The organism is Aquamicrobium zhengzhouense, assembly GCF_016124105.1.
GTDB lineage: Bacteria > Pseudomonadota > Alphaproteobacteria > Rhizobiales > Rhizobiaceae > Aerobium > Aerobium zhengzhouense.
Window position 1 is genome coordinate 1 of sequence record NZ_JADGMQ010000007.1, and the last position, 21878, is coordinate 21878.

The 21878-nt window shown below is 59.8% G+C and carries 19 protein-coding genes; 5 read left to right on the plus strand and 14 right to left on the minus strand.

All coding sequences use genetic code 11. The features are described from left to right. Positions 1–166: 166 nt before the first annotated feature. Positions 167–643 carry an Lrp/AsnC family transcriptional regulator gene (locus IOD40_RS11045; RefSeq protein ID WP_198476597.1) on the minus strand — a complete coding sequence of 159 codons (477 nt, stop codon included), beginning with the start codon at positions 641–643 and terminating at the stop codon, positions 167–169. Positions 644–779: 136 nt separating this feature from the next. Between IOD40_RS11045 and IOD40_RS11050 the strand changes: the two genes are divergently transcribed. The 3 genes from IOD40_RS11050 to IOD40_RS11060 all read left to right on the plus strand — a co-directional run bounded on the left by IOD40_RS11050 (position 780) and on the right by IOD40_RS11060 (position 4342). Then, positions 780–1799: a 1-aminocyclopropane-1-carboxylate deaminase gene (locus tag IOD40_RS11050; RefSeq protein ID WP_198476598.1), complete on the plus strand. Its 1020-nt coding sequence runs from the start codon at positions 780–782 to the stop codon at positions 1797–1799. Between the two features lie 93 nt (positions 1800–1892). Continuing rightward, entirely contained in the window at positions 1893–2498 is a 606-nt protein-coding gene (locus tag IOD40_RS11055; RefSeq protein ID WP_198476599.1) for a DNA-3-methyladenine glycosylase, read from the plus strand. 44 nt (positions 2499–2542) lie between these two features. Then, the gene (locus IOD40_RS11060) at positions 2543–4342 is read left to right on the plus strand and encodes a glycoside hydrolase family 15 protein (RefSeq protein ID WP_198476600.1); all 1800 of its coding nucleotides are present in this window, start codon (positions 2543–2545) and stop codon (positions 4340–4342) included. Here the strand turns inward: IOD40_RS11060 and IOD40_RS11065 are convergent. The 5 genes from IOD40_RS11065 to IOD40_RS11085 all read right to left on the minus strand — a co-directional run bounded on the left by IOD40_RS11065 (position 4339) and on the right by IOD40_RS11085 (position 8956). Beyond that, positions 4339–5781, minus strand: a complete 1443-nt coding sequence (locus IOD40_RS11065) for an alpha,alpha-trehalose-phosphate synthase (UDP-forming) (protein ID WP_198476601.1) — start codon at positions 5779–5781, stop codon at positions 4339–4341. The genes IOD40_RS11060 and IOD40_RS11065 overlap by 4 nt on opposite strands. Before the next feature lie 86 nt (positions 5782–5867). Then, positions 5868–6617: a trehalose-phosphatase gene (gene otsB, locus IOD40_RS11070; RefSeq protein ID WP_198476602.1), complete on the minus strand. Its 750-nt coding sequence runs from the start codon at positions 6615–6617 to the stop codon at positions 5868–5870. Positions 6618–6660: 43 nt separating this feature from the next. After that, positions 6661–7995, minus strand: coding sequence for a sensor histidine kinase (locus tag IOD40_RS20320; RefSeq protein ID WP_198476603.1), 1335 nt, complete (start codon positions 7993–7995; stop codon positions 6661–6663). Then, entirely contained in the window at positions 7992–8660 is a 669-nt protein-coding gene (locus IOD40_RS11080; protein WP_198476604.1) for a response regulator transcription factor, read from the minus strand. Before IOD40_RS11080 ends, IOD40_RS20320 begins: the two co-directional genes overlap by 4 nt. Continuing rightward, positions 8660–8956 carry a PepSY domain-containing protein gene (locus IOD40_RS11085; RefSeq protein ID WP_198476605.1) on the minus strand — a complete coding sequence of 99 codons (297 nt, stop codon included), beginning with the start codon at positions 8954–8956 and terminating at the stop codon, positions 8660–8662. The genes IOD40_RS11080 and IOD40_RS11085 overlap by 1 nt, the downstream gene beginning before the upstream one ends. 131 nt (positions 8957–9087) lie before the next feature. Here IOD40_RS11085 and IOD40_RS11090 point away from each other — a divergent pair, with 131 nt between their 5' ends. Then, the gene (locus IOD40_RS11090; protein ID WP_198476606.1) at positions 9088–9354 is read left to right on the plus strand and encodes a PepSY domain-containing protein; all 267 of its coding nucleotides are present in this window, start codon (positions 9088–9090) and stop codon (positions 9352–9354) included. Between the two features lie 63 nt (positions 9355–9417). Here IOD40_RS11090 and IOD40_RS11095 read toward each other — a convergent pair whose 3' ends face one another. The 3 genes from IOD40_RS11095 to IOD40_RS11105 all read right to left on the minus strand — a co-directional run bounded on the left by IOD40_RS11095 (position 9418) and on the right by IOD40_RS11105 (position 12794). Next, on the minus strand, positions 9418–10656 hold the full coding sequence (locus IOD40_RS11095; protein WP_198476607.1) for a saccharopine dehydrogenase family protein: 1239 nt from the start codon (positions 10654–10656) through the stop codon (positions 9418–9420). Positions 10657–10701: 45 nt separating this feature from the next. Beyond that, positions 10702–11814 (minus strand): carboxynorspermidine decarboxylase, encoded by a 1113-nt coding sequence (locus IOD40_RS11100; protein ID WP_198476608.1) that lies wholly within the window; start codon positions 11812–11814, stop codon positions 10702–10704. 467 nt (positions 11815–12281) lie between these two features. Next, positions 12282–12794 (minus strand): NUDIX hydrolase, encoded by a 513-nt coding sequence (locus tag IOD40_RS11105; RefSeq protein ID WP_198476609.1) that lies wholly within the window; start codon positions 12792–12794, stop codon positions 12282–12284. 457 nt (positions 12795–13251) lie between these two features. On the opposite strand from IOD40_RS11105, the gene IOD40_RS11110 reads away from it, so the two are divergent. Continuing rightward, positions 13252–15579, plus strand: coding sequence for a Tex family protein (locus tag IOD40_RS11110; protein WP_198476610.1), 2328 nt, complete (start codon positions 13252–13254; stop codon positions 15577–15579). 51 nt (positions 15580–15630) lie between these two features. Here IOD40_RS11110 and IOD40_RS11115 read toward each other — a convergent pair whose 3' ends face one another. The 5 genes from IOD40_RS11115 to IOD40_RS11135 form a co-directional block, all read right to left on the minus strand. Beyond that, positions 15631–15822, minus strand: coding sequence for a DUF3008 family protein (locus IOD40_RS11115; RefSeq protein ID WP_198476611.1), 192 nt, complete (start codon positions 15820–15822; stop codon positions 15631–15633). Between the two features lie 66 nt (positions 15823–15888). Then, positions 15889–16953 carry an ABC transporter ATP-binding protein gene (locus IOD40_RS11120; RefSeq protein WP_198476612.1) on the minus strand — a complete coding sequence of 355 codons (1065 nt, stop codon included), beginning with the start codon at positions 16951–16953 and terminating at the stop codon, positions 15889–15891. Beyond that, entirely contained in the window at positions 16953–18626 is a 1674-nt protein-coding gene (locus IOD40_RS11125) for an ABC transporter permease (protein ID WP_198476613.1), read from the minus strand. The genes IOD40_RS11120 and IOD40_RS11125 overlap by 1 nt, the downstream gene beginning before the upstream one ends. Positions 18627–18644: 18 nt before the next feature. After that, on the minus strand, positions 18645–19640 hold the full coding sequence (locus tag IOD40_RS11130) for an ABC transporter substrate-binding protein (protein ID WP_233713945.1): 996 nt from the start codon (positions 19638–19640) through the stop codon (positions 18645–18647). A gap of 224 nt (positions 19641–19864) precedes the next feature. Further along, positions 19865–21859, minus strand: coding sequence for a CocE/NonD family hydrolase (locus IOD40_RS11135; RefSeq protein WP_198476614.1), 1995 nt, complete (start codon positions 21857–21859; stop codon positions 19865–19867). Positions 21860–21878: the final 19 nt, after the last annotated feature.

Genomic DNA, 21878 nt, shown 5'->3' on the forward strand with positions numbered 1-21878 from the left:
GACGATTTCGCCTCGCTCGGCGACACCTCAACGCTTGCCGATCCGGCGGTTGTCACCGACCTCATCGACAACCGCCAGAACAAGAGCGCCTGAGGCAGCAGCCCGACCAACCAACCAGCACCGCGCCTATCCCGCGCGGTGCTTTTGTTTATGTAGCGCCTGCTTCCTAAAACGACAGCCGCGCGCTTTCCTTCACTTCCTTCATGACGAAGAAGGTTCGCGTCTGTCGCACGCCCGGCAATGCAATCAGCAACTGCCCGTGCAACTTGTTGAAATCAGCGATGTCCCGGACCCGTATTTTCAGCAGATAGTCAAAATCGCCAGCGACGAGGTTGCAATCGAGGACCTCCTTGATTTCGAGCACCGCCGCTTCGAATTCGGTGAAACTTTCCGGCGTCGAACGATCCAGCACCACGCCGACCATCACCAGAGCGCCCAAACCGACCGAGGCCGGTGCGATCTCTGCCCGCACACCAAGGATATGGCCTTCATCGAACAGGCGCTGCGTCCGGCGATGACAGGTGGCAGCGCTGACGTTCACCCGATTGGCGAGTTCCGCATTTGTCAGCCGTCCGTCAGCCTGCAACGCGCGCATGATCTTCACGTCGATACGATCCAGAACCGGTCCGGAAGAAACTTTCATTTTATTCGCTCCTTTGCTGCGGAAGCGCGAGTTAAGTCTGGATGCTGTGCTTCAGAGATTATTTCAAGCCGTGATAATTGAAAGCACCTTCCATCTGCATTTCGCTAGGATCTTTGCGAAGAAACGGGAGGCATCCATGTCTTTGCTTACGAAATTCGAACGCTATCCTCTTACTTTCGGCCCAACGCCGATCGAGCATCTGCCGCGCCTGACGGAAGCCCTGGGCGGTGACGTCGAAATCTACGCCAAGCGCGACGACTGCAATTCGGGCCTCGCCATGGGCGGCAACAAGCTGCGCAAGCTTGAATATATTGTCCCGGACGCGATTGCTTCCGGGGCGGACACGCTGGTGTCCATTGGCGGTGTCCAGTCCAACCACACCCGCATGGTGGCGGCGACGGCGGCCAAGATCGGCATGAAATGCGTCGTCATCCAGGAAAAGTGGGTTCCCCATTATGACGCTGTCTATGATCGGGTCGGCAACATCATGATGACCCGTTTGATGGGCGCGGACAGCCGGCTGGTTGATGACGGCTTCGACATCGGTATCCGCAAGAGCTGGGAAGATGCCATTCGATCGGTGGAAGAGGCCGGGGGCAAGCCATACGCTATTCCGGCAGGTGCCTCCGTCCATAAATACGGTGCGCTTGGCTATATCGGCTTTGCCGAGGAAGTCGCCGAACAGGAAAAAGAACTCGGTTTCCGCTTTGACTACATCGTCGTTTGTGTTGTGACCGGGTCCACACAGGGCGGCATGATCGTCGGCTTTGCCGCGCAGGACCGAGCGGATCGCGTCATCGGCATCGATGCGTCAGGCACTCCGGAGCAGACCCGAGCGCAGGTTCGCGGCATCGTCGACAACACGGCAGAACTGGTTGGCCTTGGCCGCGCAATTCGCGAGGACGAGATCGTCATCAACAATGATTATGCCTATCCTGCCTATGGCGTTCCGTCAGAGGAGACGAACGAAGCGATCCGCCTTGCCGCGCGCACCGAAGCGATGATCACCGACCCTGTCTATGAGGGCAAATCGATGCAGGGTATGATCGACCTGACGCGCAAGGGTTTTTTCCCCAAGGGGTCGCGCGTCCTTTACGCCCATCTCGGCGGCGCACCCGCGCTCAACGGCTATAGCTATTACTATCGCGAGGGCTGACGCCGTCCGCTTAGGGAAGGTGCAGGGCGAAGGGTGGAACGATGGACCATCCTCCCGCATTGACAGGCGTTGCTCCTGCCATGGTCACTGCAAATGCTTCGCGCCTTCCCGTTCCATTCCTTCTTCCAACGACACGCGACCAATGTCGCACAGGATCTCATCGGCGCAGAGATTGAGTTGGGCGAGGCCGCCGGGATCATCGTCGAGACGGAAGCCTACACGCAAGACGATCCCGCCTCTCACAGCTTTCGTGGCAAGACCCCGCGCAACGCCGCGATGTTCGGCGAACCGGGCACGGCCTATATCTACCGCTCATACGGGCTGCATTGGTGCCTCAATATCGTTTGCAAGCCGGGCAGCGCAGTCCTCATCCGGGCACTTGAGCCGACGCGCGGGATTGCGAAGATGCGCGAGCGCCGCGGCCTGGATGCGGTCCGTCTGCTTGCCGCCGGTCCGGGCCGAATGAGCCAGGCACTCGGGGTTGACCACACGCTGAACGGCATCCCGATCTATGAGGAGCCATTCGCCCTCAATTTTGCGGAAGGTGAAGTTCCGCTGATTTGCGGACCGCGCATTGGCATCAGCAAAGCGACAGAGCGACCCTGGCGCTACGGCCTTGCCGGCTCGGCTTTCCTGTCCAGATCATTCCCGCCACCTTCTTCGCCCGTGCAGGCCGGATCCGACCTGATCATTGCCTGACAAGGGGCTACCTCGACCGTCTCCATCAACCGAAAGGACATTGCATGACCGCAGGCGTTGGAAGCTCGAGCCTTGATCTTGGGGTTGTCGGCAATGCCGCCGCCGCGGCGCTCGTTGACCGGAATGCGAATATCGTCTGGATGTGCGCGCCGCGCATGGATGGAGATCCCGTGTTCTGCAGCCTCTTGCGCGGTGAGCAGACCGGCGAAGGAGCCTGGTCGGTGGCGCTTGAAGATGCGGTCAGCAGTCAGCAGACCTATTTGCGCAACACGGCAATCATCGAGACGATCCTGACCGACAGCGACGGCAACCGTCTCCGGATCACCGATTTTGCGCCGCGTTTCAAATCCGCAGGCCGGATTTTTCGACCGCAGATGATCGTGCGGCTGGTTGAGCCTGTGGAAGGTTCCCCACGGATGCGGATGGGTCTTCAGCCGCTTTACGATTACGGCGCATCAATTCCACAAACCACCAGAGGGTCCAGCCATATACGCTACCTGCTGGGCGAGCAGGTCCTGCGCTTGACCACCAATGCGCCGGTGGAGTTCATCGAGCGGGGAAGGCCGTTTCTTGTCGACCGCGCCTACGCCTTCATCCTCGGACCCGATGAACGACTGGCGCAGGGGCCGGTTTCGCTGGCACGCGATTTCCTTGAGCAGACGCGGGATTATTGGTCCGAATGGGTCCGCTACCTCTCCGTCCCGATCGATTATCAGGAGGTGGTGATCCGCTCGGCAATAACCCTCAAGCTGTGCTCACATGAGGAGACGGGCGGTATTGTTGCGGCGCTGACGACGTCGATTCCCGAATATGGCTCGAGCGGGCGCACCTGGGATTATCGCTTCTGCTGGCTCAGAGATTCCTATTTCACCGTGAAGGCGCTCAATCTGTTGGGCGCAACCAAGACGATGGAGGATTACCTCTCCTATGTCTCAAACATCGCGGCAAGTTCACAGGATGGGTACTTGCAGCCCTTGTTCGGTCTCGGGCTTGAGCGGCGAGTTGATGAGGTGATCGTTGGCTCGCTTGCAGGCTATCGCGGTTTCGGGCCGGTGCGTCGCGGCAATGCGGCATATACGCAGGTGCAAAATGACGGCTACGGCTCCGTCATCCTGGCCATCACCCAGTGCTTCTTCGATGAACGCCTGCCTACCATGGGTGGCCCTGCGCTCTATGAACGACTGGAATTGCTGGGCAGGCAGGCGGTGGAACGCTGGGACCAGCCCGATGCCGGGATCTGGGAGTTTCGCACGCGAGGAGCAATACACACCCACTCGGCGCTGATGTGCTGGGCGGCTTGCGACCGGCTGGCGAAGATCGGTGCCAGACTTGGGTTGCCCGAGCGCGCCGCATTCTGGCGAACGCACGCAGATCACATTCACGCCGGCATCGTGAGTAGCGCATGGAATGAGGAACTGAAGAGCTTTGTGTCCGCCTTTGGCGGCTCAGATCTTGATGCTAGCCTGCTGATGATCGCTGAACTTGGCTTCCTCCCCGCCGATGACAAGCGCTTCCTCAGCACCTTGTCTGCCTGCGAGAACCATCTTCGGTTCGGCAATCACCTCTACCGCTACCGAACCGCAGACGATTTCGGCGAACCGGAAACGGCCTTCACCGCGTGCACCTTCTGGCTGATCGACGCGCTTTCGCGTGCAGGACGCTATGACGACGCCCGTGTCGTCTTTGAAGACGTTCTCGCCCACCGCAATCACCTGGGCCTGCTTTCAGAAGGGCTGCATGTGGAGAGCGGCGAATTGTGGGGAAATTTCCCGCAGACCTATTCGATGGTGGGGCTCATCTACGCCGCCATGCATCTGTCGCGACGTTGGGAAGACGTGCTTTAGGGCGTCCCGGCCCGTTGAGATCGAGGGGCGATCTCATCCGAAGAGCGTGCCGGCTCGTCGTTCGATCCGCCTCCTGCTTGCTCAAGGACCGCCATGAAATTGTTCAGCCATGATCTGGCATCGTCCTGGAAAACCTTCCGGCGCAGCGCTGAATGTCGCTCGCGCCGTTCCTCCAGCGGCATCACCAGTGCACGATGCAGCTGCCTCGCCATTTCATCGATGTCGTAGGGATTGACGATCAGCGCTTCAGTCAGTTCCTCGGCGGCTCCGGCAAATTGCGACAGGACGAGGACGCCTGGATCGTTCGGCCTTTGCGCAGCGATGTACTCCTTGGCGACAAGGTTCATTCCATCGCGCAACGGCGTTACGAAGCCGACCTGGCTGCCGCGAAACAGCGGTGCGAGAATTTCGCGCGCAACGGCGCGGTTGATGTAGCGCAACGGTGTCCAGTTGAAATCGGCGAACTTGCCATTGATGGAGCCGGCAAGGGTTTCAAGTTCGGTGCGAATGTCTGCATAGGCATCGACCGCTTCTCGGGTAGGCGACGCGACCTGAAGGAAACTGACCTTTTTCGACAGTTCCGGATGCTGTTCGACCAGGCGGCCAAAGGCCTTGAACCGCTCTGGCAGCCCTTTGGAATAATCAAGCCGATCAACGCCAATGATCTGCCGCCGCCCCAGAACCTTGAGCCGCATGAGATCCATCTCGACTTCATCATTCGAGTCCGTCGCCATCTCGGCGAAGGAAGCCGCGTCTATGCCGATCGGGAATCGATCGATCAGGACTGAGCGGCCGTCGACAACAAACTCATTGTCACCGTGCTGCACGGCGCCGGTGCTTTCAGTGAGGTAGTGCTTGAGATTGTTTACGTCGGTCTGGGTCTGGAACCCGATGAGGTCGAACTGCAGCAAGGCCTCGACCAGACGCGTATGTTCGGGCGCGGCCGAGAACAGATCGCTGGGCGGAAAGGGGATGTGCAGAAAGAAGCCGATCTTCTGCTTACAGCCCATTGTTCTCAGGCAGCTCGCAAGCGGGATGAGATGGTAATCATGGATCCAGACAATATCGTCGGGCCGCAAGAAGCCGTTGAGCTGGCGCGCGAAGGTTTCGTTGACGCGCCAATAGCTTTCGGAGAATTCAGGGCGATAATCAACGAGATCCAGCCGATAGTGAAACATCGGCCATAGAACGCTGTTGGCGTAGCCGAGATAGTAATTGGCAAGGTCTTCGGCGGAAAGGGGAGCGGCGATCCTGACGACGTTGCCGATTGTCTCGACCTGCGGGGCCGCGCCGGTGACGCCGTCATCGGCACCATCCCAACCGAACCAGATACCGCCTCTTTCTTTCAGCGCATCGGCAAGTGCCACTGCCAATCCGCCCGACTGCGTACCCGTCTTGAGGTCAGCAACGCGATTTGAAACGATAACAAGTCTGCTCATGGTTTTTCGGCTCTCGAGAAGAATGCTTCCTTGCGCAGTGCGCCCAACAGCATGCCAACCAACTCGAAGCGTGCCTGTTCCCCCGCTCAGCTTTTGAGGACCATCTGGATATATCGGGTGACGTCGCGAACCCCCTCCAGGCGATAATTCGCGTGCGTGAGGCCGGGGCCGACCTTCACCGAAACGCCAAGCATGCTGTTGACGACGTCGAAGCCCGCCTCATCGGTCACATCGTCGCCGATAAAGAGTGGCACCCGTCCTGCAAAAGGCCGCAGCGTCATGAACTCGGCAATTGCATCGCCCTTGGTCAGACTGCCAAGGGTAAGCTCGATCACCATCTTGCCGGGCATGAGCCGGATGCGGCGATCCCGATTGGCGAGCGTGGCGGCGAAGGCTCGGCATGTTGTTTCAAGCTCGGGCCGCTTGCGATAATGAAGCGCGACAGAGCCGGACTTCGCTTCGGTAAGCAGGCCGCGCTGCCGGGAGGTGAAATCGACGACGTCAGTGACAAGATCGGCAAGCAGGTCGGAATCCACCTCGGCCCTGCGAACATAGCCGTCGCTTTCCCGGCGCTCGAACCCATGGACACCTGCAAGCGGAAGGTGAAGAGGATGGAGCATCGTTTCCAACTGCACGAGGCTGCGGCCGGAAACAACGGCGAGTGCGCCCTGCGTCGCTTCCTGTAGACGCGCAAGAGCCTCTAGCGTCTCTGGTGCGACACGAGCTTCAAGCGGATCGGCAACAATTTCCGCCAGTGTTCCATCGAGGTCCAGAAAAAAAGCCGTTCCGGTTGGAGACAACACAGGCGGTGCGGGTAACACTGTTTGATTGGTCATTTCCAACCAAATGCGTGTGGGCCGGACTTCGTTCCCGGCTTGCTCAGATGAGTTTTGTTGGCAGCGAAAGGGTGAAGCAAACGCCTGGATCTCGCGGTGACATGGTCAGCCAACCTCCCGCTGCCTCGGCAATGTCCTTTGCGATGGACAAGCCAAATCCGGTGCCGTTGCTGCTCTGATCAAGGCGCATGCCGCGCTGGGCAAGATCAACGAGATCCTTGTTCGCCGGGCCCTCGCCATCATCGATGATGTGGAGTTCAACGAACTCATCCGCGTCGCCCGCGCGAATGGTGACAGCAGAGACCGCATGGCGCATGGCGTTCTCGGCAAGGGCACCGACCGCCTCGGCAAGGTCGGCAGGGTCGAGCGCTGCGGACAGGTGATCGGGAACATCCAGATGCCAATCGATCTCTTTGCCGCGCGGCGTGCGCTTCAGCACCCCGAGAACCCGGTCGACAACGTCAGCGATTTCAGCCCTTGCGTGTCCCGGCGACAGGGCGGCGCGAGCCCGCGCAAGCTCACGTTCGACATGCGCCTGCATCGCCTCGGTCACGCCTTCGATTGCATTGGCGGGATCGTCTTCACCGCGCTGGCGCAAACGGCTTGCCTCGCCCATCAGCGCCTGAAGCGGTGTTTTCAAGCCATGGGCGAGGTCGGCGGCGCGAAAGCGCGCCTTTTCGATTGCTGCTTCGCGCGCCTCGAGCAGCCCGTCAATCTCGCGTGCAAGCGGTTTCATCTCTTGCGGCCAGTCGTCGCCCATCCGCTTCTCATCACCAGATCGAAGCGCGGCAATGTGGGAGCCGATGCGGCGAAGGGGTCGCAGCCCGTATGTCAGCTGGAAGAGCTGCCCGACGATCAAAAACGCGCCGAGAAGGATGATGTAGGGATAAAGATCCTGGCTGAACTCGCGTCGGGCCTGCGAAAGTTCTGTGGCGTTCATCGCCGTGCTGACGACGGCCTTCGCGCCAGATGGAAACTGCACATGACGGCGAAGGGCGAGCAGCTGCTCTCCGTCAGGCCCCGGCAAATTTGTGGTCTGGATCGATCCCGGCTGCAGATCGGTGCGGGGCAGCTCGTAGTCCCACAGCGAGCGCGACCTCAATGTCTGGTTGTTCGCATCCACCTGCCAGTATCGGCCGCCATAGGGTCTGGCGAAACGCGGATCATTCAGCGGTTGGGCGGCAAAGTGAAAACCGTCCTCTTGTTCCTGTATTGCAGCAATGACCTGCTCAAGCTGAAACTCCATCTCCGCCAGTGCCTGGCGCTCGACATGGATGGAGAACAGATGAACGAGGACGTAGCCTGCAGCCGTAAGCGAGAGGATGACGGCCAGCGCGCCAAGCGCTGCGAGCCGGAAGCGAAGCGAGGAACCCCTCACCGCTCTGCGCCACAATTGATCGCGTAGCCAAAGCCGCGCCGCGTGGTGATCTTCTCCGAACCGATCTTGCGGCGCAGCCGTGCGATCAAAGCCTCGACGGCATTGGCTTCCCTCGCATCATCGTCGCCGTAAAGGTGCTCGCGCAGTTCGCTGGTGGAGACGGCGCGTTCCTGATTGAGCGCCAGATAGGCAAGGGCGCGATATTCCAGCCCGGTCAGCGTCACCGGCACTCCGTTCAGCGAAACGCTCATGCGGTTCATGTCGATGGACAGCGATCCGATTTCATGGATCGATCCGCTCTTGCCTGCAGAACGCCGAACGAGTGCGCGCACCCGCGCGACGACTTCCTCCATCCGGAAGGGCTTTGGCAGATAGTCGTCTGCGCCCGCATCGATGCCCTCGACACGTTCCTGCCAGGTGCCACGGGCGGAAAGGACGATGACCGGCATTTCGCGGCCAGCAGCGCGCCAGCGCTTGAGGACCGACAGCCCATCCATCTTCGGAAGCCCGAGGTCGAGCATGATCAGTGCGTAATCTTCGGTATCGCCAAGAAACCAGGCTTCTTCCCCATCTCGCGCTTCTTCAACGAGAAAACCGGCGGAACTCAGCGCCGCCACCAGATCCGCGAGGAGCCGCGGATCGTCCTCAACTGCAAGTATACGCATCAGTCGTCGATCTCACGCTCCAGAACCCGGCCATTCGCGGCGTCGAGCTTCATCTCGATAACGCGACCGCGCGAATCCAGCAGCTCTATTTCATAGACAAATCGATCATCGTCATCATCAAGTTCGACGTCGATGATCTTGCCGGGCGTGTCTTTTCTCGCAATCTCGATGATCCGGCTGAGCGGCAATATCTGGCCACGTTCCAGCGCTCTGCGTGCGCGGTCATGGTCATCATCGGCCATGGCGGGTGCGAGCGCCGCAAGAAGCGCGAATGCTATGAGCGAACTCCTGATCATCCCCTCTCCATAGCAGATCGAAGCTGACAGGAAGCTGACAGACGGCGTCAGGATGCTGTCAGAGGCGATGTGCCAAAACCGGTTTCAGGCAGCGAGGACAGCCCGCCGCCATGAACTGAAAGGAACACGTCATGAAAATCGCCGCAATCGCATCGTCCGCTGCAATCTTCCTCGGTCTGGCAGCAGGGGCAGCATTTGCAGACAGCGCGAAGGCCGGGAACTGGCTCAACATCGGTGAACTCAACAACCGCCTTGAAGCACAGGGCTACACCGTGCTGGAGGTCGAGCGTGACGACGGCCGCTATGAGGTGGAGCTTCTGGGCCAGGATGGCGTGCGCTATGAAGCCAAGGTCGATCGCACATCCGGCGAGATTCTTTCCCGCGAACGGGACGACTGATTTCGCGAGTTACCCGATCCCACAAAGAAACGGCCCGGTGAAATTCACCGGGCCGTTCTGCAATCAGAACTCGAGGGCGCGGTCGCCGTTCTCGTCCTTGATCCGGGTCGGAAGACCGATCTTGTTGAGAAGGCCGAGGAATGGCTGCGCCGGCAGCTCTTCGACGTTTGCCATCTTCTTCACATCCCACTCGCCCGTCGCGACCAGCATGGCTGCAGCCACGGCCGGTACGCCGGCGGTGTAGGAAATGCCCTGCGAGCCGACTTCTTCGTAGGCTTCCTTGTGGTCGGCCACGTTGTAGATGAAGACTTCGCGCTCCTTGCCATCCTTGGTGCCTTTGACGAAGTCACCGATGCAGGTCTTGCCGGTGTAGTTCGGTGCGAGCGAGCCCGGATCCGGGAGCACTGCCTTGACGACCTTGAGCGGCACCACTTCCACGCCTTCTGCGGTCTTCACCGGCTGCTCGGAAAGCAGGCCAAGGTTCTTCAGAACGGTGAAGACGTTGATGTAGTGGTCGCCAAAACCCATCCAGAAGCGGACGTTCGGAACGCCGAGGATCTGCGACAGCGAATGAACCTCGTCGTGGCCGGTCATGTAGGCTTTCTGCTTGCCGACGACAGGCAGGTCCCACTCCTTGCCGATCTCGAACATCTTGTTCGAGATCCACTCATTGTTCTGCCATGACCAGACCTGGCCGGTGAACTCGCGGAAGTTGATCTCCGGGTCGAAATTGGTCGCAAAGTAGCGGCCGTGGTTGCCAGCATTGATATCGACGATGTCGATGGAATCGATCTTGTCGAAATACTCGTCATAGGCGAGCTTGGCATAGGCATTGACGACGCCGGGGTCGAAGCCCGCACCGAGGATCACGGTCGCGCCAGCCTTCTCGGCCTCTTCGCGGCGCTTCCACTCGTAGTTCGCGTACCATGGCGGCGTCTCGCAGATCTTCATCGGATCTTCGTGGATCGCGGTGTCGATGTAGGCTGCGCCGGTTTCGATGCAAGCCGACATGACCGACATGTTCAGGAATGCAGAACCGACATTGATGACGATCTGAGCGCCGGTCTTTTCGATCAGCGCCTTTGTCGCGTCCACATCCATCGCGTCGAGCGCATGGGCTTCCAGCTTGCCGTCAGTCTTCAGAGCGTTTTTCTCTTTGACGGAAGCGATGATGGCCTCGCACTTGGCCAGCGTGCGCGAAGCGATATGGATATCGCCAAGCACATCGTTGTTTTGCGCACATTTATGCGCGACGACCTGCGCCACGCCTCCGGCGCCGATGATGAGGACGTTCTTTTTCATTCCGTGGGTAGTCTCCATGCAAGAGGGGGAGGGGATAGGTAACTCTCAGGAGAGGCTCGACTCGTAATCGTCGTAGCCAAATTCACGAACGGTGCGGATCGATCCGTCCAGCTCGCGAATAGCGATTGCGGGCATTGCCACGCCATTGAACCAGTTCTTCTTGACCATCGTGTAACCGGCCGCATCCTGAACGGAGATGCGGTCGCCCACCTTCAGCGGCTGCGGGAAGCGGAAGGTGCCGAAGACGTCGCCGGCAAGGCACGACTTGCCGCAGACCATGATTTCGTGATCGCCCTGATCCGGCTCGATCTTCGCGTCTTCGCGGTAGATCAGAAGGTCGAGCATATGCGCCTCGATCGATGAATCGACCACGGCCAGATGCTTGCCGTTGAAGAGCGTGTCGAGGACCGTCACTTCCAGTGTGGTCGACTTGGTGATCGAGGCTTCGCCCGGTTCCAGATAGACCTGTACGTCGAACTTGTTCGAAAACGCCTTGAGGCGGGCGCAGAACTCGTCGATCGGATAGTCGTCGCCGGTGAAATGGATGCCGCCGCCAAGGCTGACCCACTCGGCGCGCTTGAGCAATTCGCCGAACCGCTCCTCGATCTGCGCAAGCATGCGATCAAACAGGCCGAAGTCGCTGTTTTCGCAATTGTTATGGATCATGAAGCCCGTGATCTTGTCCATCACCGGCAGAACTTTCTCCTGATCCCACTCACCAAGACGCGAGAAGGGGCGCGCCGGGTCGGCAAGGTCGAACGAAGATGAGGATATCCCAGGGTTCAGGCGCAGGCCGCGAACGATACCCGACGCATTGCCGGAAAAGCGCTCAAGCTGCTGGATCGAGTTGAAGATGATCTTGTCGGCATAGGAAACCGCCTCATCGATCTCGTGGTCGGCCCATGCCACTGAATAAGCATGCGTCTCGCCGCCAAAGCGCTGCCGGCCAAGCCGAACCTCGTTGAGCGAGGATGAGGTGGTTCCGTCCATATGCTCGCGCATCAGGTCGAACACGGACCAGGTTGCAAAGCACTTCAGCGCCAGCAAGGCCTTTGCGCCGGACTGTTCGCGGACGCGATCAATCTTCTGCATGTTGGCCAGAAGTCTGGACTTGTCGATCAGATAATAGGGCGTGCGCGGTTCGCGTGTGGCGGACATGAGTAACCTGCTGGTTTTTGCGCGGCAGTAGCCGAAGGGCGGAGAAAAAAGGGGCGTCAGGCGGTTCGTTCCACCGCTGACATGGTGCGAAATGCGGGAAAGCCAACCCCTCAGGAGGTTGACCTGCATCGTCTATGCCGAAGTAAGGAGCGCTTTCGCGCTGTTACCTCTTGGACGGTAAGTTGATTTTTGCGGAAAAGACGCGCGCAAAGGCAGCGTTATACCGGCATCGGTATCACGGAGACTGGCATCGCACGCTCGACGGAGCGGCATGCTCATAGGTTCTTCCGTTTGGGTGGCTTCCAGAACGACTGGACCCATCCCCAATTGGAAGAGGGCGTCGCACATCATGGCGTCCTCTCCAACCAGTAGATGAAGGTGCATCATCAGCAGGCGCGCCTTATAGCACCATCGAAGCAGCGATCAATGTTTTCTTGATCGCCACACCGAAATGTCATCGTCATTCGTCAGGATACCGGCAGGATCCGTTCCCTTGGATGTTTCGTCAGGCGCTCGGGATCATCGACCAGAGCTTCAAAATATTCAGCAAGTTCCGGCTCGGAAACCATTTTTGCCGCTTCACTGACGTTGAACCAGCGGCGCTTGCGTTTGCCGGCATCCTTCCAATGGGTCAGGGTTCCGCGAACCTGGAATCCGAACAGGGAAACGAGGCATGGCAGATCCGAACCGTCCTTCAGTTCCTTGAAATATCGGTACTCGGTCAGGATCTGCGGGCCGATATCCCCGATGACGCCAGCTTCCTCGAATGCTTCGATGGCGGCTGACATGAACGGCGCCTGGCCCTTTTCAGGCCAGCCCTTCGGGACGATCCAGCGCCTGCTGGTCATCGAGGTGATGAGCAGGATCTGCAGATGCCCTTCATTGGAAATGCGCCAGGGAAGCACGCCATACTGGCGCGCGACCTCGCCGGAGACCGGTTCACGATCCCAATCCTCAGCCAGATTGCTAAAGTGAGTCATCGCTGTTCTCCTTCGCCATCGCGGGAAGGGACAACGCCCGGCAGCTTACACCAGGGGCAACGCGCAGCCGCCCTGGGCAGGGTTCGATTGCAAGAAGGACACACCGCACGATGGCGATGAAAATACATGGGCACGCTCCAATCTTCGGATGCCGAGAAGCATCGCATTGTTGAACCGCATTTTTATGAAGCTGTGCCCGGAGCGTTCGGACTATGTGCGGCGTTCAGGTTCGGAAACGACGCCCCGGGCTGAAGAACGTGCTTCGCCTGCGAGCCTCGAGATCCTGATGAACGTTTTCATGCACATGTCTCTAATGTGGAGATTTTTTCCGCACTTTCAAGGGGTTAAACAGGCCTGTTGATTGCGACCTTTGGCGCTCGCTGCCACAGCCGACAATCGTTAGAAATCTGCATTCGCTGCCGTTATGGTGCCCCGTTCTTTTGATTCCGTGTGAGTTATGGCTACAGACATCAAACAGCTCGCCGCCCGCATCTCGCAAGAGATCGGGTCCCGTCCTCAACAGGCTGAGGCCGCAATCGGGCTGCTGGATGAAGGCGCAACGGTTCCCTTCATCGCGCGCTACCGCAAGGAAGTCACCGGCGGTCTCGATGATACCCAGCTGCGGCTTCTGTCCGAACGGCTGATCTATCTTCGTGAACTGGAAGCTCGCCGCACCACCATCGTCAATTCGATCCGCGAACAGGGAAAGCTGACCCCCGAACTGGAAGCGACGATTGCCGCCGCTGAGACCAAGGCTGACCTTGAGGACATCTACCTTCCCTATAAACCGAAGCGGCGCACCAAGGCGCAGATCGCCATTGAGCGCGGACTTCTGCCGCTGGCTGAAGCAATCCTCGCTGATCGCGCATCCCTGCCTGGCGAGCTTGCGGCCGCTTACGTCACGGATGAAGTTGCCGACATCAAGAGCGCCCTTGAAGGCGCACGCGATATTATCGCCGAGCGCATTTCGGAAAATGCGGAGCTGATAGGCAAGCTTCGCAACTATATGAAGGAACACGCTTATCTTCGCTCGCGCGTCATTGACGGCAAGCAGGAGGCGGGCGCCAAGTTCTCCGATTATTTCGATCATGTCGAGCGCTGGGCAAACGTGCCGAGCCATCGTGCCCTGGCAATGCTACGCGGGCGCAACGAAGACATTCTGGCGTTGGACATCGAGATCGACGCCGCTGATATCGGTCCAATCAAGCCCGTTGTTCGCCTGATTGCCGACGCTTACCAGATCGGATCTTCGCTGCCCGGCGATGCCTGGCTTCTGGAGGTCGCGGGCTGGACCTGGCGCGTCAAGCTTTCGCTTTCTCTCTCCCTCGACCTCATGCGCGACATGAGAGAGCGGGCGGATGAGGAAGCGATCAACGTCTTTGCCCGCAATTTGAAGGATCTGCTCCTCGCGGCACCCGCAGGTTCGCGGCCCACCATGGGGCTTGATCCCGGCATCCGCACGGGCGTCAAGGTCGCGGTGGTCGACGGCACCGGCAAAGTGCTTGCGACGACGACGGTCTACCCGTTCCCGCCAAGAAATGATCTTCGCGGAACCCAGGCGGAGCTTGCTTCGCTGATCAGGAAGCACGACGTCGAATTGATCGCGATTGGCAACGGCACTGGCAGCCGCGAGACGGAAAAGCTTGTCGCCGACATGCTTTCGGACATGCCTGCACCCAAGCCTTTGAAGGTCATCGTCTCCGAGGCTGGCGCATCAGTCTATTCGGCGTCGGAAACGGCGGCTGCGGAATTCCCTGACCTCGACGTGTCGCTCCGCGGTGCCGTCTCGATCGCGCGCCGTCTGCAGGACCCACTGGCGGAACTCGTCAAGATCGAACCGAAGTCGATCGGTGTTGGCCAGTACCAGCACGATGTCGACCAGTATCGACTGGCGCGCTCGCTCGATGCGGTGGTTGAAGATGCGGTGAACGCGGTTGGAGTTGATCTCAACACCGCCTCCGCGTCGCTTCTGGCGCGCGTTTCGGGACTCGGCGCGTCGCTTGCCGAGGCCATCGTGGCACACCGCAACGCGAACGGTCCTTTCAAGAGCCGCAAGGAGTTGCTCAAGGTGACACGGCTTGGCCAGAGGACCTTTGAGCAAAGCGCGGGCTTCCTGCGCATTCGTGATGGCGATGAGCCGCTCGATGCTTCGGCAGTTCACCCGGAAGCCTATGGCGTTGCTCGCAAGATCGTCAGCGCATGTGGCCGCGATGTCCGGGCGCTGATGAACGATCCCGCCGCGATCAAGGCGCTAGACCCTCGAATCTTCGTCGATGACCGTTTCGGTCTGCCGACGGTGAAGGACATCATTTCGGAGCTTGAAAAGCCGGGCCGCGACCCGCGCCCTGCGTTCAAGACCGCAACCTTCGCCGACGGTATTGACGACATCAAGGATCTGAAGCCTGGAATGGTGCTTGAAGGGACGGTCACCAACGTCGCAGCCTTCGGCGCATTCGTTGATGTCGGCGTCCATCAGGACGGCCTCGTCCACGTCTCCCAGCTGGCGGACCGCTTCATCAAGGATCCGCATGAAGTCGTGAAGGCAGGCGATGTCGTCAAGGTCACCGTCACCGAGGTCGATATCAAGCGCAAACGCATCGGCCTTACGATGCGAAAGGATGGCGGTGCAGGCACGCCTGCGCGATCAAATGACCGTGGACCGGCTAATTCGCGCCAGAACTTCTCGTCTCAGGGCAAGGGGGGCAAAGGCAGCCGAGACCGTGACAGCGGAGGAAGCCAGGGCGCGCTTGGTGCGGCTCTCGCTGCCGCGTTGAAGAAGAAGTAGCGTATTCGATGGGCGATCCTCTGGGTCGCCCATCATGCCTGATGACCGACATCACTTGTCTTTTGAGACGTGCTCCGGCTTGCCCTTGCGTTTGGTCGAGGCGAATTCGTCGAGCTGCTTTTCGCTCATCGACTCGTACATTTCGCGTGATGCGCCCTTGAGGTCGCTCTTTTTGGCGTCGCCACGTTTGGCCGCGAGGGCGGCACCTTCCGCCTTCTGCTGTGCCTTGGATTTTGCAGGCATCGGACTTCTCCTCTTTCAGCCGCAACCACCGAACGCGGAAAGAGGAGAAATGTTCGGACTGCCGCTTTACGGAAGGACGTGAAGCGAGGCTTGTGAGGGCGAAACGAATATGCGCGAGCCGCGCTCGTGCAGGCCGACCTCGCCGGGGTTGGAGACATCGACGAGCCATTCGCCAATGCCATCCACCTCAAGCAGATATTCCGCCACATTGCCGAGGAACATCGCTCGCTTGACGGTCGCGGCGAACACACCGCTATCCGCAGACAAGGCTACGGCCTCAGGGCGCAATACGAGTTCGACATCAGAGCCGTTCGGCTGATCGGTCGGGTGGGCGAGCGAGAATTTCTGCCCCGCAATCTCGACGCCGCCATCGACCACCTTGCCGGGAACGAAATTTGCCTTGCCGATGAAATCTGCAACGAACCGGGTTGCGGGCCGAGCATAGACTTCCCACGGCGCGCCGACCTGCTCAACGACGCCACCGTTCATCACGACGATGCGGTCGGAGATGCTCATGGCCTCGATCTGATCGTGGGTCACGTAAAGCGCAGTGATGCCGAGACGCTGCTGCAATTCGCGGATCTCGACGCGCATTGTCTCGCGCAGCTTGGCGTCGAGGTTCGAAAGCGGCTCGTCGAACAGAAGCACCTTCGGCTCCATGACGATTGCGCGGGCAAGCGCGACGCGCTGCTGCTGGCCGCCCGAAAGCTGGTTCGGCGAGCGGTTCTGCATCGCGGTCAGCCCGGTGATTTCCAGAATGCGATCCGCCTTCGCCTTAAGGTCGGCTGCCGGCAGCGACTTCAAGCGCAGCCCGAAGACGACGTTTTCGTAGACGGAAAGGTGCGGGAAAATGGCGTAGGACTGGAACACCATCGCAGCATCACGCCGGTTCGGCGCTACATCGTTCATCCGGCGATCGCCGAACATGATGTCGCCCGAGGTCGGTTCTTCAAAGCCTGCGATCATGCGCAGCAACGTGGTCTTGCCGCAGCCCGATGGCCCAAGCAGCGTTACCAGCTGACCCGGTTCCACCGTCAGATTGACGTCGCGCACCGCATGGACGGTCCGGTCCGGTGAATCAGGGCTTGAGAACTGCTTGTTCAATCCCCGGATGACGACAGCCTCAGCCATCAGAACCTCACCATGTTTGTATGTCGCGTCATTCGATTGACGAAGGCGTTGATGACGCCGATTGCCACGAGGACGATCAGGATCACGAGGATCGAATATGCGGCGGCCACACCAAGACGTCCCGATCCGACCTGGTTCAGAATCTGCACCGTCATCAGGTTCCAGTTGGCCGAGACGAGGAAGATCGCTGCGCTGATTGCGGTCATTGCCCGCACAAACGCGTAGACGAGGCCGGAGAAGAACGCAGGTGCAATAAGCGGCAGCGTCACCTTCCGGAACGTCGTCAGCGAGCTTGCACCAAGATTTTGCGCCGCTTCCTCAATCGAGGGATCGATCTGTCGCAGCACCGCGATGCCCGACTGGATGCCAACCGGGACATAGCGGAAGACGAAGCAGAGGACGAGGATCGTCAGCGTGCCCGTCAGGACGATTGGGTAATCGTTGAAGGCGAGAATGTAGCCGATACCGACGACCGTACCCGGCACCGCGTAAGACAGGATCGAGCCGAACTCCATCGCGCTTTTGCCCGGGAATGTCTTGCGCACCACCAGATACGCGATGAGCATGCCGAGAATGCCGCTGATCGGGGTGGTGATGATCGCGATGATCAGCGTGTCGATGACCGTCTTGAAGCCGACATTGAAGACATAGGCGAAGTGCGCCAGCGTCGGCGTATAGTCGAAGCCCCAGACTTGGGTGAATGCGCCGACGATGATGACAGCGTAGAACATCACGACGATCAGGGCGAAAAGCAGCACAAAGGCATAGAGCAGCCATTTGACCGGATCGCTGACGATCTTCGAGGTCGAAGCGGTCGGTTTGCCGGTGACGGTCACATATTGGCGCTTGGCCAGCCAGTAGCGTTGGATCGCAAATGCGGTGATCGAGGGGATGATCAGGATGACCGCGAGCATCGCGCCGCGCGGAAGATTGAACGAGCCTGTGATTTCCAGATAGGCCTGCGGCGCAAGCATCGGGAATGCAGCGCCTGCAAGGACAAGCGGGTTGCCGAAATCGGCGAGCGACTCGATGAAGACGATAAGGAAAGCGCTGGCAATGCCGGGCAGGGTGAGCGGGAAGGTCACCTTCCAGAACGTCTGCCACCTTGTCGCGCCAATATTGAGCGCCGCGTCCTCAAGCGTCGGAGAGATTGAAGCAAGGACACCGCGCAGGGAAAGGTAGGCGATTGGCGCGAAGGTAAAGACCTGCGACCACACTACGCCATGGAAGCCGTAAATGCTGAAATCCTGCAGGCCCAGCATCTGCTTGGTGATCAGCCCGTTGAAGCCGAACAGGAAAAGGATCGACACCGCAGAGACAAAGGGCGGGGAGATGATCGGCAGGATCGTGATTAGATGCAGCAGTTTCTTGAACGGCACGTCGAGCCGCGTCAGGACGAATGCCGCAATATAGCCGATCACGACGCCGAGAAATCCGACCATCGCGCCAACGGACAAGCTGTTGGCCAGAGCGTTCTTGTAAAGGCGGCGCTCCGCCAGCAATCCGTAATGGTCCAGTGTCCACTGGCCGCGGTCCTGGAAGCTGGTGATGAACACCATCGCCAGCGGATAGACGACGAACACGAGGATTGCTGCGAAGATGACCCCGACCAGCGCGAGAAGAATAGGATCCCGCGCCAGAATCCGGAGCTGCGACCTGGCGTTCGTCAGCACGATCAATACTCGCCTTGTTTACTGGCCAAGCACTTCATCGACCCAACGGTCGACGAGACGCTGACGGTTTTCCGACGCGAAACTGGCGTCGTACGGCACGAGCTTGATGTCGGCGAGCGTCGGAATGCCCTCGCCAGCCGACACGTCCGAACGGATCGGCAGGAAGTAGGTCTTGTTCTCGGAAAGCTTGGCCTGGCCGGAGGCCGAAGTCATCCAGTCGACCAGCTTCTTGGCGTCGTCGAGATTTGCCGCATCCTTCAGGATCGACATGGCCGCAACTTCGTAGCCGACGCCCTCGCTCGGGAACATCACCTGAACAGGGAAGCCTTCATCGACAAGCTTGAGGAAGCCCGGCGAGAACTGCAGCGCGATCGGCGTTTCGCCAACGCCGAGTGCTCCCGACGGCGCGGTGCCGCTCTGGGTGTAGGTCTGGACGTTCGGGTTGAGCGCCTTCATGTACTCGTACGCCTTGTCTTCACCCCAAAGCTCGTTGAGCGTCAGGATGACGGCATAGGCGGTGCCCGACGATTGCGGCGACGGCATCTGGATCAGGCCGCGATAGGCCTCGTTGGTCAGATCTTCCCAGGAAGACGGGATCGGCGCGCCGCGGCTCTCGAGGATGTCGGTGCGAACGCCGACTGCCAGCGGGTTGGTGTAGATGGCGTGCCAATAGCCGTCCGCGTCCTTCATATTGTCGGCGAGGTCACCCGCGCTTGCCGAAACGTAAGGCTGCGTCAGGTTACGTTCCTTGGCGAGGATGTGGTTTTCGCTCGGCGCACCGAACCAGACGTCGGCCTGCGGGCGGTTCGCCTCTGCCTCGATGCGCGACAGCGCCGGGCCGGACGACAGGAAAACCATCTGCACATCAACGCCGGTATCGGCCTTGAACGCGTCAAGGATCTTGGTCGCGTTCTCCTCGTCCACGCTGGTGTAGACGACCAGCGCGTGAGCCGAACTTGCGGCCATCAGGGTTGCAAAAGATGCGGCGATAATCTGGGTAAAGGGAAACTTCAATCTTACCTCCCAAGGTTCGAGCCGATGTCAGGCGGCCGGGCGTAAATTCGCCGGCAAACTATCCGCCGCCCCATGGCCCGTCAACGAGTGCTAGAATGTCCGAAAAGGAACGGTGGATAAACATTATTCGGCGGCCTGAAAAAGGTCTGCCCGTCAGCGGTAAATGACGCTTGAAAGTGAAGGGTCGTGCGGCCCCGCAGGGCAGGGCCGCACGACGCGTCCTGCTAGGTGTGATCCCGCGCAATCTGGGCGGTACGGGTGCGGTCGAACACCGGGTCTCCGTCGTGGAAGGCCTCTATACGCTCGGACATCAGCCAGTCATCGGCGGTGCATGAGAGCGTCATCGTGCTGCGCGTCAGGGTCTCCCAGCCTTCGCGGGCGGTGAGGCATGTCGAGATGATCTGCCCTTTCACGGACAATGGATCATCTGCGTCGATGGACCACTCGATTTCGGTCGTATCGCGAGAGATCAGTCCATTTTCCGGGTGACGGCTCAGGCCGGTATCGTCGCTGACGCGATAGCGGGTTACGCCGTTCTGAAGATCCCGCTCGAGGCTGCGCGCGGCCGTTCCTTCTTCCAGCACGTCATAGTGCGGCAGAGGATCTGGATTGCTTGGCTCCGGGATATCGATTTTCTGATGGTCGCCAAGAAGCGGCAACGCAATTTCGATTGAGCCCGTGTCGATTGCGAATGTGGCGTCGGCGGGCGGCGGCACGATTGTCGGCCAATAGGCGTTCGACAGAGACAGGCGGATGCGGTGACCGGGATTGAAGCGATAGCCGCAGGCGTCCAGATCGAGTTCCACCTCGGTCATCTTGCCGGTTTCCATGGGGACAGGATCTGCATTTCCCGCCCTGTGGGCCAGGTTGAGGACACCGAGGCTGACGCGGGTTCCGCAGCCGTCCGGATGGACGTCCACCAGACGCGCGATCAGGTTCGCGACCGGTGCATCGCTGGAAAGGCGCAGCTTCAGCCGTGGCTGGCCGAGCAACGTGCATTCTTCGGACAAAATCTCGCTGTCGAAGGTCACGGATCCGGCATCATCCAGTCTCTGATCGCCCGGCATCTCCGTGTCAGGCTTGAGCGTAAACCACTCTCCGGCAGCGGTTCCCGTGTCGAGTGGCGAGCGCAATATCGCGGTGCCGGACGCCTTTTGGCCGGGCGCGGTCTCAAGATGGCCGGAGGCGCTGAGGCGAAGGTTTTGCGTTTCAGGAGATGTCCAGCGTTCCTTGGCTACCCAGAAACCCGGATCGGTCTCGCGCCAGCGTGACGGACGCGGTCCATCAAGGATGAAGGCGCGCATTTCCGGCACATCCTTTGCGCCGGTTTCTTCGCCGCACAGCCATTGCTTCCACCAGGCAATTGCTTCCTGATGGAAATCAGCGCGAGGTTTCGGATAGGCGAAATGCGGATATTTGTGGATCCAGGGGCCAATCAGCGCCCTGGCCTTGCCCGGCATGCCTTCAACCGCTTTCAGCGGTGTGTTGCGATAGCCGTCCGCCCAGCCTGCAATGACCAGGGCAGGGATCGGAAAGCCCTCGAAATCCTCGCAGATCGAACCGTGCTGCCAAAACTCGTCGCGGCGTTGGTGCCTGAGCCAATCCTCGAGGAAGAAGGGCTCTTGTTCCAGTCGCTCCAGCCACATGCTTTTCCAGCGGTCCCCGACAATTTCCGGGTCCGGGGCACGGGTCTGGTAGATGCTCATCGTGGCAGCCCAGGTAAACTGCGCCGATAGATGCGCCCCATTCTTGTAGTGGATGTCGTCATTGTAGCGATCGACCGTCGAGGCGATGGAAATGACCGCCTTGAGGGCGGGAGGCTTGAGTGCAGCGACCTGCAGAGAATTGAACCCGCCCCAGGAAATTCCCATCATGCCGACGCTGCCATTCGACCATGGCTGGGCGGCGATCCATTCGATGACCTCAACCGCGTCGGAAAGCTCGCGCGGGGTGTACTCCCCGTCGATAACTCCCTCCGACTCGCCGCAGCCACGAATATCGACGCGCACGCCGACGATTCCTGCTGCCGCGAATATTGGATAGGTGGATTCATCGCGCGGCGCGGTTCCGTTTCGCTTGCGATAGGGGAGTATCTCCAGAACGGCAGGAGCAGGAACGGCGGGCGCATTGTCCGGCATCCAGATACGCGCGGCCAGGCGCGTTCCATCCTTGAGGGTGATCCATTCGTTCTCGATGACGTGGAAGGTTGTGCTTGTCATGGAATCCGTCGAAAGCCTG

Coding starts and splice junctions, on each gene's coding strand:
- IOD40_RS11045 (WP_198476597.1), bottom strand. CDS start 643: ATGAAAGTTTCTTCCGGACCGGTTCTGGATCGTATCGACGTGAAGATC.
- IOD40_RS11050 (WP_198476598.1), top strand. CDS start 780: ATGTCTTTGCTTACGAAATTCGAACGCTATCCTCTTACTTTCGGCCCA.
- IOD40_RS11055 (WP_198476599.1), top strand. CDS start 1,893: ATGCTTCGCGCCTTCCCGTTCCATTCCTTCTTCCAACGACACGCGACC.
- IOD40_RS11060 (WP_198476600.1), top strand. CDS start 2,543: ATGACCGCAGGCGTTGGAAGCTCGAGCCTTGATCTTGGGGTTGTCGGC.
- IOD40_RS11065 (WP_198476601.1), bottom strand. CDS start 5,781: ATGAGCAGACTTGTTATCGTTTCAAATCGCGTTGCTGACCTCAAGACG.
- otsB (WP_198476602.1), bottom strand. CDS start 6,617: ATGACCAATCAAACAGTGTTACCCGCACCGCCTGTGTTGTCTCCAACC.
- IOD40_RS11080 (WP_198476604.1), bottom strand. CDS start 8,660: ATGCGTATACTTGCAGTTGAGGACGATCCGCGGCTCCTCGCGGATCTG.
- IOD40_RS11085 (WP_198476605.1), bottom strand. CDS start 8,956: ATGATCAGGAGTTCGCTCATAGCATTCGCGCTTCTTGCGGCGCTCGCA.
- IOD40_RS11090 (WP_198476606.1), top strand. CDS start 9,088: ATGAAAATCGCCGCAATCGCATCGTCCGCTGCAATCTTCCTCGGTCTG.
- IOD40_RS11095 (WP_198476607.1), bottom strand. CDS start 10,656: ATGAAAAAGAACGTCCTCATCATCGGCGCCGGAGGCGTGGCGCAGGTC.
- IOD40_RS11100 (WP_198476608.1), bottom strand. CDS start 11,814: ATGTCCGCCACACGCGAACCGCGCACGCCCTATTATCTGATCGACAAG.
- IOD40_RS11105 (WP_198476609.1), bottom strand. CDS start 12,794: ATGACTCACTTTAGCAATCTGGCTGAGGATTGGGATCGTGAACCGGTC.
- IOD40_RS11110 (WP_198476610.1), top strand. CDS start 13,252: ATGGCTACAGACATCAAACAGCTCGCCGCCCGCATCTCGCAAGAGATC.
- IOD40_RS11115 (WP_198476611.1), bottom strand. CDS start 15,822: ATGCCTGCAAAATCCAAGGCACAGCAGAAGGCGGAAGGTGCCGCCCTC.
- IOD40_RS11120 (WP_198476612.1), bottom strand. CDS start 16,953: ATGGCTGAGGCTGTCGTCATCCGGGGATTGAACAAGCAGTTCTCAAGC.
- IOD40_RS11135 (WP_198476614.1), bottom strand. CDS start 21,859: ATGACAAGCACAACCTTCCACGTCATCGAGAACGAATGGATCACCCTC.